This is a genomic window from Actinoplanes sp. NPDC051851 (genome assembly GCF_040681165.1).
Classification (GTDB): Bacteria; Actinomycetota; Actinomycetes; order Mycobacteriales; family Micromonosporaceae; genus Actinoplanes.
Window position 1 is genome coordinate 1 of the sequence record NZ_JBFAYF010000025.1, and the last position, 13,165, is coordinate 13,165.

The following is a 13,165-nucleotide window of genomic DNA, read 5'->3' on the forward strand; positions in this document are numbered from 1 at the left end:
CAGACGCGGGCGTCGTGGGTGTTCTGCCGGGCGGCCTTCTTCGCCACCCGGGCGGCCTGCCGCTTCGCGGTCAGGTAGCCCTTCGATGCGGCCTGCCCCTTGGGCCGTCGGCGGCGGGCCATCGTGCGCTGGGCCTTGGCCGACTCGGCGGCGCACCGCTTGCGGTGGCCGAGGTGCGGCAGATCGAACGCCGGGTCGGTGGTGGTGGCGGTGGTCTTCACGCCCCAGTCGACACCGATGCCGGGCAGATCGGCGCCCGGCGTCTCGACTTGCTCGCGGCGGACCACGAACGAGGCGTACCAGTGGCCGAGGCTGTCGCGGTAGAGCCGGACGCTGGCCGGGTCGGACGGAGGCTTCTCGATGAAGGAGCCGTCCGGCTCGCCGCTCGCGTGGATCATCGAGTGGCTCGGCCGGATGCCCCGGGAACGGCTGATCGCCGTCGCCGCCGTGCTGGGCGCGATGACCGCCGTCCTGGACTGGGCGACCGGCCCGGACGTCGCGGTCTCGATCGGCTACCTCATCCCGGTCTTCCTCGCCGCGTCGACCGGCAGCCGGATCAGCGCCGTGTTCGCGGCGCTGTCGGCGGGTTCGTGGACCGGCATCGAGGTGGTGACGCACCCCCAGCGGTACGGCCTGACGTTCATCCCGTACTGGAACCTCCTCGCGCGTTTCCTCGTGCTCTGGGTGGTCGCCGCCCTGGTCAGCCACCTCGCCGACCGGCTCGCCGAGGAGTGGGGGCTGTCCCGCACCGACGCGCTGACCGGCCTGCCGAACGCCCGCGCCTTCCGGGAGGCCGCCGCCCTTGAGATCGAGAACATGCGGCTGACCCGGGAGCCGCTGGTCGCCGCATACCTGGACGTGGACGGTTTCAAGGCCGTCAACGACGCCCACGGGCACACCGCCGGCGATGACGTGCTCGCCACGGTCGGCCGCGAGCTGGCGTCCTGGCGCCGCCCGGGCGACCGGGTCGCACGGCTGGGCGGCGACGAGTTCGCCGTGCTGCTCCCGGCCACCGGACTCGACGAGGCGATGGAGCGCCTAAACCGGTTGCACGCGTCACTGCTGGCGACCACCGTGACCGGCGAGCCCCGGGTCGGCTTCAGCATCGGCGCGGTCGGCTTCACCGAGCCGCCGGCGTCATGCGAGCACCTGGTCGAACAGGCGGACCGCGTGATGTACGCCGCCAAGCGCAACGGCCGCAACACGGTCCAGGCGGAAAACGGGTCGCTGGTTGCTACCCCGGGGCGGGTGTGACCAGGCCGGACTCGTAGGCGAAGACCACCAGCTGGGCGCGGTCGCGGGCGCCCAGCTTGACCATCGCCCGGCTCACGTGGGTCTTCGCCGTGGCGGTGCTGATGACCATGCGGGCGGCGATCTCGTCATTGGACAATCCCTTCCCGGCGAGGGCGACCACCTCGCGTTCTCTGTTGGTGAGCAGGCGCAGCATCTCCGGCTCGGCGCCGCGCGGCCGGGACACGTAGTCGGCGATCAACCGCCGGGTGATCGCGGGCGAGAGCAGCGCGTCGCCGCGGGCCGCCACCCGGATCCCGTGCAGCAGGTCGGACGGCTCGGTGTCCTTGACCAAGAACCCGGCGGCACCGGCGCGCAGGGCGGCGTAGACGTGCTCGTCGAGTCCGTAATTGGTCAGGATCACCACATGCACGGCGGTCAGCGCGGGGTCGGCGACGATCCGGCGGGTGGCCTCGATGCCGTCCATCCGGGGCATCTGGATGTCGACCAGCGCGACGTCGGGTTTGTGCCGGGCGGCGACGGCGATCGTCTGCTCACCGTCCGCGGCCTCGGCGACCACCTCGAGGTCGTCCTCGGCGGAGATCAGCGCCCGGAAGCCGGCCCGGATCAGCGCCTGGTCGTCGGCGAGCAGCACGCGGATCATGACTCGGCCTCCAGTGGCAGCGTGGCGACGACGGCGAAGCCGTTCCCGGGGCGGGGGCCGGCCACGATGGTGCCGCCCAGGGCGGTGACGCGCTCGCGCATGCCGATCAGGCCGTTGCCCTCGATCAGGAACGCGCCGTTCCCGGGACCGCTGCCGTTGCCGGAGCCGTTGCCGTTGCCGCTGCCGCTGCCGGTGCTGGTGCTGGTGCTGGTGTTGGTGTTGGTGTTGGTGTTGGTGTTGGTGTTGGTGCCACTGTCGCCGGGAGCGTCCCTGCCGTCGTCGTGGCCGCAGCCATGGCCGTCGTCGGTGATGCGGGCGGTCAGGCCGTCGGGGCGGTAGTCGAGGTGGACCTCGGCGGTCGCGGGGCCGGCGTGCTTCGTGACGTTGGTCAGCGCCTCCTGGACGATGCGGTAGGCAGCCCGGTCGACGGAGACCGGGAGCGGCTGTGGCTGACCGGAAATGATCAGCTCGACCGGCAGTCCGGCCTCGCGGACACCGGCGACCAGGTCGTCGAGGCGATCCAGGCCCGGCGTGGCCGGCTCGCCCGGATCGCGGAGCACCTTCAGCGTGGCGCGGAGCTCGCGCATCGCCTCCTGGCTGGCCCGCTGGATGGCGACCAGCTCACCGGCCGGCTCGCGCTCCTGTTTGCGGGCGAGATGGACGGCGACACCCGCCTGCACATTGATGATCGAGATGCTGTGGGTCAGCGCGTCGTGCAGCTCGCGCGCGATCCGCAGCCGCTCCTGATCGGCCCGGCACCGGGCGGCCTCCTCCCGGGTGCGCTCGGCCTCCTCGGCGCGGCGCTCGGCCTCGGCCACGTCACCACGGCGACGGCGGGACAGGTCACCGGCCACGCAGGCGGCGATCATCCAGCCGATCAGGAGGAACCACTGCTGGAAGGCCTCGGAGGGGATCCGCGCTCCGGTCAGCGCCTCGCTAGCGACGCCGCCGGCCAGGATCGCCGTGACGCCGAGCGCCGCGGGCCGGGGGCGCCCGGACCGGACCACGGTGAAGAGCGCGACGAGGACCGGGAGCGCGGACGCCAGCCCGGGATAACCGCGTACGGCATAAGCGAGCAGGCAGAGAACCGCCAGAGTGAGCACCGTCGTGGGAAGCCGCCGCAGGGCGGCGACCGCGAACGCGGGAACGACGAGCAACAGCACGCCGAGCGCGTCGAGCGGAACCCGTCCCGGCGGCGACCCCACCGCATTGACCAGAGCCAACACCGCGAGGCCACCGGCCAGTGCGAGTGGGCGGAGGTCGTTCATAGGAGAACCATAGATGCTGGTCACGGCGGTGACATCAGCCCACGGTAGGTGTTTCTCCTGCTACCACGGGCGTACAGCGTCTCCTACCGTGGTATTTCAACAAGCATTTACTTGAGGGAAATATTCAAATACATAAGGTTCCATAAGAATTCTCTAAGGTTCTCTTGAGGTTCCACATTGAATCTCTCGCCCCATGGATTGCTCACCGAAGCACGCGCGCGTGCAGACCAAGCTGAAACGCAGGCACCTCCTGGCCGGCATCGTCGGCCTCGCCGGCAGCGCGGCGCTCGTCAAGATCGCCGGCAGCGGCACCTCCTTCGCCGAGGAGACCACCGCGGCCGAGGCGGCAACGCCCGCGACCGGCACCCTGCCCATCCCCGACCTGCTGACCGCGACCGACGAGGACGGTGTCTCCGTCTTCACGCTCGGCACCCAGAGCGGCACCAACACCTCGCTGATCAGCGGCAAGTCGATCACGACGGCGGGATACAACGGCACCTTCCTCGGCCCGACCATCAAGGTCACCGACGGCGAGACGGTCCGCTTCGACGTGACCAACAACCTCGACGACGAGACCACCGTCCACTGGCACGGGCTGCACATCGCACCCTCCAACGACGGCGGGCCGCAGAACACCATCGCGGCGGGCGCCACCTGGTCCCCGTCGACGACGATCAACCAGGGCGAGGCGTGCACGCTCTGGTACCACCCGCACGGGCTCGGGACCACGGCCGACCAGGTCGCGCTCGGCCTGGCCGGGATGATGATCGTGGATGACGGCTCCACCGCGAACGCGTCGCTGCCGAACTCCTACGGCGCCGACGACATCCCGATCATCATGCAGTCCACCGCGATCACCAGCGCCGCGGCGTTCGGTATCACGAACGCCAGCTTCACGGCGTCCGGCGTGACGTTGAAGTTCCTGGTCAACGGGGTGAGCGCGACCGACGAGACGCCCACGCTCTCGGTCGCCTACGGTCGCGTACGCCTGCGCCTGCTGAACGCCTCCCTCACCGACAGCATCACGCTGGCGCTGTCGGACGGGGCGACGTTCACGCAGGTGGCGTCGGACGCGGCGCTGCTGCCGTCGCCGATCTCGATCTCGAGCCTGCGGATCAGCCCCGGGGAGAGGGCCGAGATCGTCCTCGACCTGACCTCGTCGGATGCCGCCGCGACGCTGCAGGCGACGGTTCGCAACACGACCAACGGCACCCGTTACACCGTTTCCATGCTTTCCGTCTCCAGTACGGCCACCACCGCCGCGGACACGCTGCCGACGACGTTGAACACGGTGACGGCGCTGGACACCACGGGCGCCACGTCGCGCACGTTCACCCTCAGCAACAGCGGCGGGACGTTCCTGATCAACGGAGTGGCCGGCACCTCGATGGCCACGATGGAGTCGAACGCCGTGATGACCACGCTCAACGCCATCGAGCAGTGGACCATCACCAATTCGTCCACGACGATTTATCACAATTTCCACCTGCATGACGTGCCGTTTCAGGTGGTATCGGTCGGTGGGGTCGCGGCCAGCGGCGCCAACACCGGCTGGCGGGACACGATCGAGGTGCCACCCAGCACCAGCGTCGTGATCCGGATGCAGTTCACGGATTACGCGGACAACGAGTACATGTACATGCTCCACTGCCACAACGTGATCCACGAAGACGACGGCATGATGCTCGCCCTCATGGTGATGTCGTCCTAGATTCCGCTGGATCCGCCCGGGTGGGGACCCTGTCTCCCGGGGTGGTTCTCGCCTGAGGTTCTGGCGGAGATCCCGCCGTCGCGGTCCGGCTCCCGGTGATCGCGCTGGTGGGAGGTGAACGGTTTCCACTGAGGCTCTCGCAGCGGAAACTCGTTCGCCGCAAGGTAGGTCGAGGTGTGGCGCTCTGCCACACCGGCCGGGCGAGACAGGCGTACGCCGTCTCGCCCGGATCCTCGCCCAGGTCAGGCGTCGGGGTCGAAACTGATGCCGGCCGGCATCGCCTCGGTGATCAGGTTGACGAAGTTCGCGTCCTTGAGCCCGAAGTTGGCGTCGCCGAAGTCGTAGTTGCTCAGGGTGTCGCGGATGCTCGTGGACGGGTAGCCGTTCCAGCCGACCAGCGTCGGGTACTGCCAGGTGGCGTACGCGTTCTCCGGCGGCTCGTCGTTGCTGTTGCCGAGCCGGAAGCAGTGCGTGCTGGCGCCGTCCTTGTGATACACGATCTTCGGGTGGTTGCCGGTCCAGATCACGCTGCTGGACGCGTAGATGTTGAAGTCGCCGTGCGCCGAGGTCGACACGTACTTGGCGACGTCGTCCTGCACCCAGACCACGACGTGCTCCCAGTCGTGGCGGTGGCCGCCGATCGAGCTGTTCGCGAGCGCCTGGTCCTTCTCGAAGTAGAGGCCGTACGCGATCGCGCACCACCCGTTGTTGCACTTGTAGCGCGAGTACCCGTTGGTGTTGTCCAGGTCGGACGTGTCGTGACACTCGCCGCTGAGCGAGCCGGTCGGCTTGAGGCCGCCGTTGACCGTCCCGGTCGGCCCGATCGCCGGGGTCGGGTAGCAGCCGTCGGTGTCGTAGTCGTACGCCGGCTGCCACTTGGTCTCGATCGCCTCGGCGTTACCGGGCAGCTTGGTCGGGGGCGCCGCGAGGGCCGGGGCGGCGGTGGCGACGAGCATCGCGAGCGCGCTGCCCGCGACGACGGCGGTGCGCCGGGCGTTCCGGCGGAGGCCGCCGGTGGGCTCGGGGGGACTGGCCGGGGAAACCATCTGAGCCTGACTCCTTCATGGATCGATCGGGGGGTGATCGTTCCGTGGGATTCCCGCACGCCCGCCCGCCCTTTCACGGGTCCGGCGGACGGCAACCGGATCAACGCTCGGCAAACTCTCACCGGTGACGGCCGGCTGGATACCCACGGGTAACAACCGGCATCAGGATCGCCCGCGCCCACCCGGAATTCAATAGCTTGATCTCAATGCGTTCCTGTGAAGACAGAGCCGTGTGCGCGATGCCCCGTTTGTCCTGGTACGTCGCCCAGGCGGCACTCCCGGAGCCCCGCCGCCGTACTCGCGCCGGGCCATCCTCGCGACAGGCCCTGTCCACCGCAGGCCCTGCCCACCGCAGGCCCGGTCCACCGCAGGCCCGGTCCGCGTTCGCTGGACGGCCCACGTGCGCTCGGGATACGACCCACACCTGTGCTCGGGGTGCCGCTCAGCCGCGGAGGTAGGCGAGGACCGCGCGGACGCGGCGGTGGTCGTCGATGTCGGGTGGCAGGTCGAGCTTGGCCAGGAGGTTGTTGATGTGCTTGGCGACCGCGGCCTCGGTCACCGTGAGCGTCCGGGCGATCGCCGTGTTGGAGCGTCCCTCGGCCATCAGCGCGAGCACCTCGCGTTCCCGTGCGGTCAGCCGGTGCAAGGGATCGCGACGACGCGCCAGCAGCTGATTGACCACCTGCGGGTCCACGACGGTACGCCCGGATGCCACCGCGACGAGCGCGTCGACGAACTCGGTGACCTCCCCGATCCGGTCCTTGAGCAGATAGCCCACCCCGGCCGCCCGCCCGGAGTCGAGCAGCTCCGCCGCGTAGGTCTGCTCGACGTACTGACTGAGCACCAGCACCGGCAGGTCCGGGTCCTCGGCCCGCAGCGTGATCGCCGCTTGCAACCCCTCGTCACCGAATCCGGGAGGCATCCGCACATCGGTGACCACGACATCGGGACGATGGTCGCGCACGGCAGCGCACAGTTCGTCGGCGTCACCGACCGCTGCCACCACCTCGTGCCCGAACCGCCGCAGCATCCCGACGACGCCCTCACGCACGATCAGGCCGTCCTCGGCGATCACGACCCGGAGCCCGTTGCTCATGACCACTCCTCCGGCCCGGCGGACCTCGCTGCCCCCGGAGAAGACACCATGCTGGCGGAGCCCGGTTGCCCGGACACCGCTGGATCCCGGGTGTCCCCGCCGGCGTCGTGACCGCGACGGTGGGAGTGATCGTCGAGGCCGACGAGTGGATCGCCGCGCGAAAGCGGGATCTCGGCACGCACGACGGTGGGCCCACCGGCAGGGCTGGAAAGGACGACGGTGCCGTCGACCACCGCAACGCGGTCCGCCAATCCGACCAGGCCGGATCCGGCCGCCGGATCGGCGCCGCCGCGACCGTCGTCGCGAACCACCACACTCAGCGAATCCTGCTCCACCTCGCCGGTGATCCAGACCCGAGAGGCGCCGCTGTGCTTGGCGACGTTGGTCAGTGCCTCGACGATCACGAAGTAGGCCGTGACCTCCACCGCCGGCGGCAGCCGTCCGGGCAGCGAGAAGTCGAGATCCACCGGAAGCGGCGAGGCCGAGGCGGCCTCCCCTGCTGCGGCGGCGAGGCCCCGGTCGGTCAGCACCTTAGGGTGCACACCGCGAATGAGCTCGCGGAGATCGGTCAGCGCCTGTTTGGCAAGATCGTGCGCTGCCACCAGCGGGCTCTCCGCCGGGCTACCGGGCGGCAACTCCAACCGGGCGAGCCCCAGCTTCATGGTGAGCGCCACCAAGCGCTGCTGGGCACCGTCGTGCAGGTCCCGCTCGATCCGGCGGCGCTCCACCTCGAAGGCGTCGACCAGCCGTGCCCGCGAACGCGTCACCTCGATCAGCTTCGCATCGGAATCCTGGGTGCGGGGCGCCAGGATCGCCCGGGCCATCGCCGCCCTGGCACCGGCCCAGGCGGTCACCGGCCAGGCCAGCACGACAGTGAGCGGAATCCCGGCCGCGGCCATCAGGATCCGGTAGCCCAGCTGCTCGTCGTACATGTAGAACGGTGCGCCCAGGGTCGCCGCCGGGACCCAGACGACCGCTCCGACGACCAGCGAGTCCATCCAGCAGAGCAGACCGGCGGACATCATCGCGTACCCCAGCTCACGCCAGGTGGCCTGCTCGCGCAGGCGAAGACCCAGCCAGGCGCGGATCCCGGACCGGGGCACCGGCCGGTGGGGATCGGTCAGCGCGTCGAGGTCGACGAGGCGCATCCGGCGCCGCTCGATCCGGGCGACCGCGATCCCCGAGAGCGCCGTGGCCACGTAGGCCGTCAGGCCGATCACCAGAACGGACAGCACCGCGCCGACCAGGACCAGGCTGATCACCGCGATCACGGTGGCGAACCCGAGCAGCGCTCCACCGCTCAAATAGGCCAGCGAGCGCCACGGCCAGGCCGAACGCAGGAACACGGTCGGCCGGAGCGTGAGCGCATCGAGCGCGTTACGGATCGGCATGCCCGCACGCTACCGCCGTGCCGAGGTGCTGTCGGTAGTGCTGGCGTTACCTTCGATACTCACCCTCGCGTTACTGTGCCGAGCCTTCCGAACCGGTTGCCTAGTGGCCATGACGACGCGAGACGACAGAGCAGCGGTGGAGCTCAGGGCGGTCACGAGACGGTACGGTCACGGCGAGAACGCGATCACCGCCCTCGACACGGTGGACGCACGGTTCGATCCGGGCACGTTCACCGCGGTGATGGGACCTTCCGGCTCCGGGAAGTCCACCCTGCTGCACAGCGCCGCCGGGCTGGACCGTGTGACGAGCGGTGAGGTGCTGATCGACGGCACCGCGGTGGCGGGGCTGAGCGAGCGTGCGCTGACCCGGTTACGCCGCAGCCGGGTGGGCTTCGTGTTCCAGGCGTTCAACCTGATCCCCGCCCTGACCGCGGCACAGAACGTGGTGCTGCCGCTGCGGCTGGCCGGCCGCCGTCCCGCACCGGGCGAGGTCGCCGCGATGCTGGCCGAGGTCGGGCTCGCGGACCGCGCCGGGCACCGCCCCGCCGAGCTCTCCGGCGGCCAGCAACAGCGGGTGGCTATCGCCCGGGCACTGGTCACCCGGCCCGCGGTGGTCTTCGCCGACGAGCCGACGGGCGCGCTGGACGCCCGGTCCGGGGCCGAGGTGCTCCGGCTGCTGCGATCCACCGTGGACCGGCACGGGCAGACCGTCGTGATGGTCACCCACGATCCGGTGGCGGCGGCTCACGCGGACAGGGTGCTGTTCCTCGCCGACGGCCGAGTGGTCGACGACCTGACCGGCGCGGTCGGCGCCGAGAGGATCGCGGTGCACACCGCCCGCCTCGAGGAGTCGGCCCGGTGATGGCATGGGCGATGGTGCGGCACCGGTTCGCGAGCTTCGCCGGCACGTTCGTGGCGATCGCGCTGGGCGTGGCCGTGGTGGCCGGCTCCGCGACGCTGTATCTCTCCTCGCGGCCACAGCCGCCGGCCCGCTACGCGGCCTCGCCGGTGCTCGTGCAGGCGCCGTCGGTGGGCACCGACGACTACGGCAACCCCGAGCTGCGTTCCTGGAGTTCCGTGGAGGCCGCCGAGCTCGCCGACGAGTTGGCAGAGGTGCCCGGGGTCGCGGCGGCCGTACCCGACCCGGTCTTCTACGTGCAGGAACGAGACGCGAAGGACGACGGGACGGCCCGGCTCGCCGGGCACGCCTGGTCCTCGGCGATGCTCGGCGGGTATCGGCTGACCGCCGGTCGTGCTCCGCAAGGGCCGGGCGAGGTGGTCGCCGACCGGCCCGTCGGCGGGTCACTCGACGTCCTCACCGCGGTCGGGCCGGAGACCTGGACGGTCACCGGGACGACCGACGGGCCCGGCTTCTACCTGGCGGACGACGACGCTGCGACGCGGGCCTCCGGCATCCGGGCCATCGGCCTGATCACGACCGGAGAAGCGGACGCCGGCCTCACGCCGGGCCGGAACGCCGCCAACGAAGCCGGGCAGACAGCCGGCGACGAGCCGGGGCGGGTCGCCGACGCCGCTCAGGCGAGGATCGGCGCGGGCGGCACGGTCCTCGCCGGACGGGAACGCTCGGCGCTGGAGCCGGAGAGCACGACGCGAATCCGCTGGCTCGGCGCGCAGTTGCTGATCGCGCTGGTCACCCTGGGTTCCTTCGCCACCGTCTTCGTGGTGGCCTCGACCTGCGCGCTGGCCGCCGCCCAACGGCAACGGGAACTGGGCCTGCTGCGGGCCGCGGGAGCGACACCCGGTCAGGTGCGCCGGCTGATGTACGCCGAGACCGCACTGATCGCTCTCCTCGGCGGCATCGCCGGAGCGCCGTTGGGCGTCGTCACGGCGCCGTTGCCGGCCGGCCCGATGATCGATTTCGGCCTTGAGCCGCCCGGCTTCGCGGTGACCTGGCAACCCGCCGCGGCGGGCGGGGCGATCCTGCTCGGGTTGGTCGTCGCGATGGCCGGAGTCACCGTTCCCGCCCGCCGGGCCAGCCGGGTCGCACCGCTGGCCGCTTTGCAGGCCGCGACCGTCGAGTCCCGGACCATGACACCGGCACGCTGGGCGTTCGGGCTTCTCAGTGCGACCGGCGGCGCCGTGTTGCTGCTCATCGTGCCGGGGATGCCGCGCCAGAGCATGACGACCGCCGGGATGGGCGCCGCGATGATGCTGCTGACGGCGGCCACGCTGCTGGCCCCGGTGATGATCGGGCCACTGGTACGCCTCGTGACCCTGCCGTGGCGGGGCTCGGCAACCGGGATGATGGTTCGCGAAAGCACACTGATCGGAGTCCGGCGAGTGGCCTCGACGGCCGCACCGGTGCTGCTCACCGTGGGGATCACCGTACTGCTGACCGGCACGATCGCGACGGCCGAGCAGGCGGCCGGCGTCGACGGGACCGCGGAGATTCCGGCGGTCACCGTGCTGGCGCCCGACGGCACGCCCGGGCTGAGCGAGGCCGCGGTCCACGGCCAGCCCGGTGACGCACGGCTGGGAACCCGGGTGCTGATCACGTACGGCTCGGCCACCACCGGCTACGACGCGACCGGGGTCGCCGGAGCGCTCGTCACGTTGTCCCGGCAGGCGGCCCGCGACCTCGGCGCCTCCACCGGCTCGGTCCTGACGGTGGGCTGGCCCGACGGCGCGGACACACCATTCGTCGTGGACGGGGTCGACCCGGACGCGACGTTTCCCCTGGTCCTCCCCCGCGACCTGGTCCGCAGCCACGATCCGGACGCCCTGACCGAGTTGGTCACCCTGACCGGCGACGCGATGCCCGCCGACGGCGCGCGGGTGCTGACCGCCCGTGAGTACGTACAGGAGGACCTCGACGAGGAGGGCCGGTTGGTCGACCTGTTCCTCGGGGTGCTGATCGGGCTGACCGCCGGATACACCGCGATCGCCGTGTCCAACACGCTGCTGATGGCGACAGCGGCGCGACTGCCGGAGTTCCGCGCGCTGCGGCTGGCCGGGGCGGGGCGCGGTCAGGTGCTACGGGTCACGACGGCGGAGGCGTTGCTCGTGACCGCGACCGGGGCGCTGCTGGGCGGCACGGTGGGCGTCTACTCGCTGACCGGCGTGCGGGCCTCGGTCGAGGGCGAGGTCGGTCACGACGTCACGCTCATCGTGCCCTGGCAGGCCGGGCTGGCGGTCGCCGCTCTGTGTGCTGTGCTCGCGGTAACCGCCGCAGCGGCGCCGATCCTGCGGCGGAGGATCTCATGATGCCCGCCATCACGTCGTGGTCACGGCGTTCCAGGAGCGAGCGTGGCGGTGGCCTCCCACGCCTCGGTGACCACGGTGACCCGGTTCCGGCCGGACTCCTTGCTGCGGTAGAGCAGCACGTCCGCGAGGTTGACCAGGTCGTCGGGCGTGCCGGCGTACTGGGGAGCGGTGGCCACCCCGGAGGAGACGGTCACCGTGATCACCTCGGTGGCGCTCAGCACCACGCCGCTGCGCATGATCTCGGCACGCAGCCGCTCGGCGACGGTGGCGGCGTCGGCCGTACTGGTCCGGGGCAGCAGGACGGCGAACTCCTCGCCGCCGTACCGGGCGACGACGTCGCCGCTGCGGATCGAGGCGCGCAGCCGGGTGGCGACCTCGACGAGGACCCGGTCGCCGGCCGAGTGGCCGTAGGTGTCGTTGACCTTCTTGAAGTGGTCGACGTCGAGCAGGATCAGCGACAGCGGCTCGTGGGCCCGGGCGGCGCGGGCGCACTCGCTGCCGAGCGACTCGGCGAAATACCTGCGGGTGTGCAGCCCGGTCAGGCTGTCGGTGATGGCCGCGTGCCGCTGCGCCTGGACCAGCCCGGCCAGCCGGCCCACCACCAGCAGGAACAGGGCGGCACAGCAGCCGGCCACCAGCAGCACGTGCAGGTCGGCGCCGCGCAGGTACTGCACCACCAGGGTGAGCGGGGCGAGCAGCGAGGCAGCGGCGAGCAGCACCAGCCGGCCGGTGGTGGCGACCGGGCCGGCGGTGGCGGCCCGGTCGCCGAGCGGGCGCATCGACGGGTGCACGCCGGCCAGGCCGAGCAGCACCGAGGCGCCGGCCCAGGCGACCTCCATCGGCCACCAGAACGCGTAGTCGCCGTGCAGCAGGCGGACGGCGTACCAGGTGTCGCCGCCGCAGAAGCCGATCAGGTACAGCCCGATCATCCGCAGTGCGGGCAGGTCGGCGCCGCCGCCGAGCATCATCCGGGCGCCGATCACGAGCAACAGCAGGTCGCCGACCGGGAACGCCAGCGCCTCGACGACCAGGTGCAGCGGGGCGCCCCGCAGCTGCTGCCAGGTCGGGTCGATGACGAAGACCCAGCTGGCCAGCGAGACCGAGACGGCCACGATGGCGGCGTCGATCATGGCGGGCCGGTCCCATCCCGGGGTGCGCCGGCGGACCAGCATCACCATCCCGGTCGCGATCAGCGGGAACCGCAGCAGGTACGGGATGTTGATCAGCTGGAGGTCCGGGAAGCGGCCGAAGAGCTCCGGGTACAGCGCGTAGAGGAAGTCGCCGAACGCGGAGAGCAGGGCGCCGGCCGCGATCAGCGTCCACGGCAGCCACGCCTCGGGCCGGTTGATCCGGATGCCGATCGCGATCGCCACCGGCGCCGAGGCGGTGCCCAGCACGTACAACGCCTGGGTCACCACCGGCGGCGCGCCGAGCAGGACGGCGGCACCGTAGGCGAGGACGATCGCCGCGCCGGCCGCCGCGACGATCACGAAGCGGGCCGGGGTCCGGTGATCCAGGCTGATGAGCTGCACGG

General features: G+C 71.3%; 11 protein-coding genes. 4 read left to right on the forward strand and 7 right to left on the reverse strand.

Going from position 1 to position 13,165, the window contains the following annotated elements:
• Positions 1 to 398, reverse strand: a 398-nt coding sequence (locus AB0M08_RS23330; RefSeq protein ID WP_364496816.1) for a hypothetical protein, incomplete at its 3' end; no start/stop codon positions are given.
• Here AB0M08_RS23330 and AB0M08_RS23335 point away from each other — a divergent pair.
• Positions 361 to 1,254, forward strand: a complete 894-nt coding sequence (locus AB0M08_RS23335; RefSeq protein WP_364496819.1) for a diguanylate cyclase — start codon at positions 361 to 363, stop codon at positions 1,252 to 1,254. The two genes, AB0M08_RS23330 and AB0M08_RS23335, sit on opposite strands and share 38 nt — an antisense overlap.
• On the opposite strand, the gene AB0M08_RS23340 is transcribed toward AB0M08_RS23335, so the two are convergent.
• Together AB0M08_RS23340 and AB0M08_RS23345 are read right to left on the reverse strand one after the other, a co-directional pair.
• The gene (locus AB0M08_RS23340; RefSeq protein ID WP_364496822.1) at positions 1,235 to 1,894 is read right to left on the reverse strand and encodes a response regulator transcription factor; all 660 of its coding nucleotides are present in this window, start codon (positions 1,892 to 1,894) and stop codon (positions 1,235 to 1,237) included. The two genes, AB0M08_RS23335 and AB0M08_RS23340, sit on opposite strands and share 20 nt — an antisense overlap.
• On the reverse strand, positions 1,891 to 3,162 hold the full coding sequence (locus tag AB0M08_RS23345) for a histidine kinase (RefSeq protein WP_364496825.1): 1,272 nt from the start codon (positions 3,160 to 3,162) through the stop codon (positions 1,891 to 1,893). Before AB0M08_RS23345 ends, AB0M08_RS23340 begins: the two co-directional genes overlap by 4 nt.
• 220 nt (positions 3,163 to 3,382) lie before the next feature.
• Here AB0M08_RS23345 and AB0M08_RS23350 point away from each other — a divergent pair, with 220 nt between their 5' ends.
• Entirely contained in the window at positions 3,383 to 4,873 is a 1,491-nt protein-coding gene (locus AB0M08_RS23350) for a multicopper oxidase domain-containing protein (RefSeq protein WP_364496828.1), read from the forward strand.
• Positions 4,874 to 5,115: 242 nt separating this feature from the next.
• Here the strand turns inward: AB0M08_RS23350 and AB0M08_RS23355 are convergent, their stop codons facing one another.
• The 3 genes from AB0M08_RS23355 to AB0M08_RS23365 all read right to left on the reverse strand — a co-directional run bounded on the left by AB0M08_RS23355 (position 5,116) and on the right by AB0M08_RS23365 (position 8,406).
• A complete protein-coding gene (locus tag AB0M08_RS23355; RefSeq protein ID WP_364496831.1) occupies positions 5,116 to 5,919 on the reverse strand; it encodes an NPP1 family protein in 804 nt (267 codons plus the stop codon).
• Positions 5,920 to 6,361: 442 nt separating this feature from the next.
• The gene (locus tag AB0M08_RS23360) at positions 6,362 to 7,015 is read right to left on the reverse strand and encodes a response regulator transcription factor (RefSeq protein ID WP_364496833.1); all 654 of its coding nucleotides are present in this window, start codon (positions 7,013 to 7,015) and stop codon (positions 6,362 to 6,364) included.
• Positions 7,012 to 8,406, reverse strand: a complete 1,395-nt coding sequence (locus tag AB0M08_RS23365) for a sensor domain-containing protein (RefSeq protein ID WP_364496835.1) — start codon at positions 8,404 to 8,406, stop codon at positions 7,012 to 7,014. The genes AB0M08_RS23360 and AB0M08_RS23365 overlap by 4 nt, the downstream gene beginning before the upstream one ends.
• A gap of 109 nt (positions 8,407 to 8,515) precedes the next feature.
• On the opposite strand from AB0M08_RS23365, the gene AB0M08_RS23370 reads away from it, so the two are divergent.
• Together AB0M08_RS23370 and AB0M08_RS23375 are read left to right on the forward strand one after the other, a co-directional pair.
• A complete protein-coding gene (locus AB0M08_RS23370; RefSeq protein WP_364496838.1) occupies positions 8,516 to 9,268 on the forward strand; it encodes an ABC transporter ATP-binding protein in 753 nt (250 codons plus the stop codon).
• Positions 9,268 to 11,631 carry an ABC transporter permease gene (locus AB0M08_RS23375; RefSeq protein WP_364496841.1) on the forward strand — a complete coding sequence of 788 codons (2,364 nt, stop codon included), beginning with the start codon at positions 9,268 to 9,270 and terminating at the stop codon, positions 11,629 to 11,631. Before AB0M08_RS23370 ends, AB0M08_RS23375 begins: the two co-directional genes overlap by 1 nt.
• Positions 11,632 to 11,651: 20 nt before the next feature.
• On the opposite strand, the gene AB0M08_RS23380 is transcribed toward AB0M08_RS23375, so the two are convergent.
• Positions 11,652 to 13,163 (reverse strand): GGDEF domain-containing protein, encoded by a 1,512-nt coding sequence (locus AB0M08_RS23380; protein ID WP_364496844.1) that lies wholly within the window; start codon positions 13,161 to 13,163, stop codon positions 11,652 to 11,654.
• Positions 13,164 to 13,165: the final 2 nt, after the last annotated feature.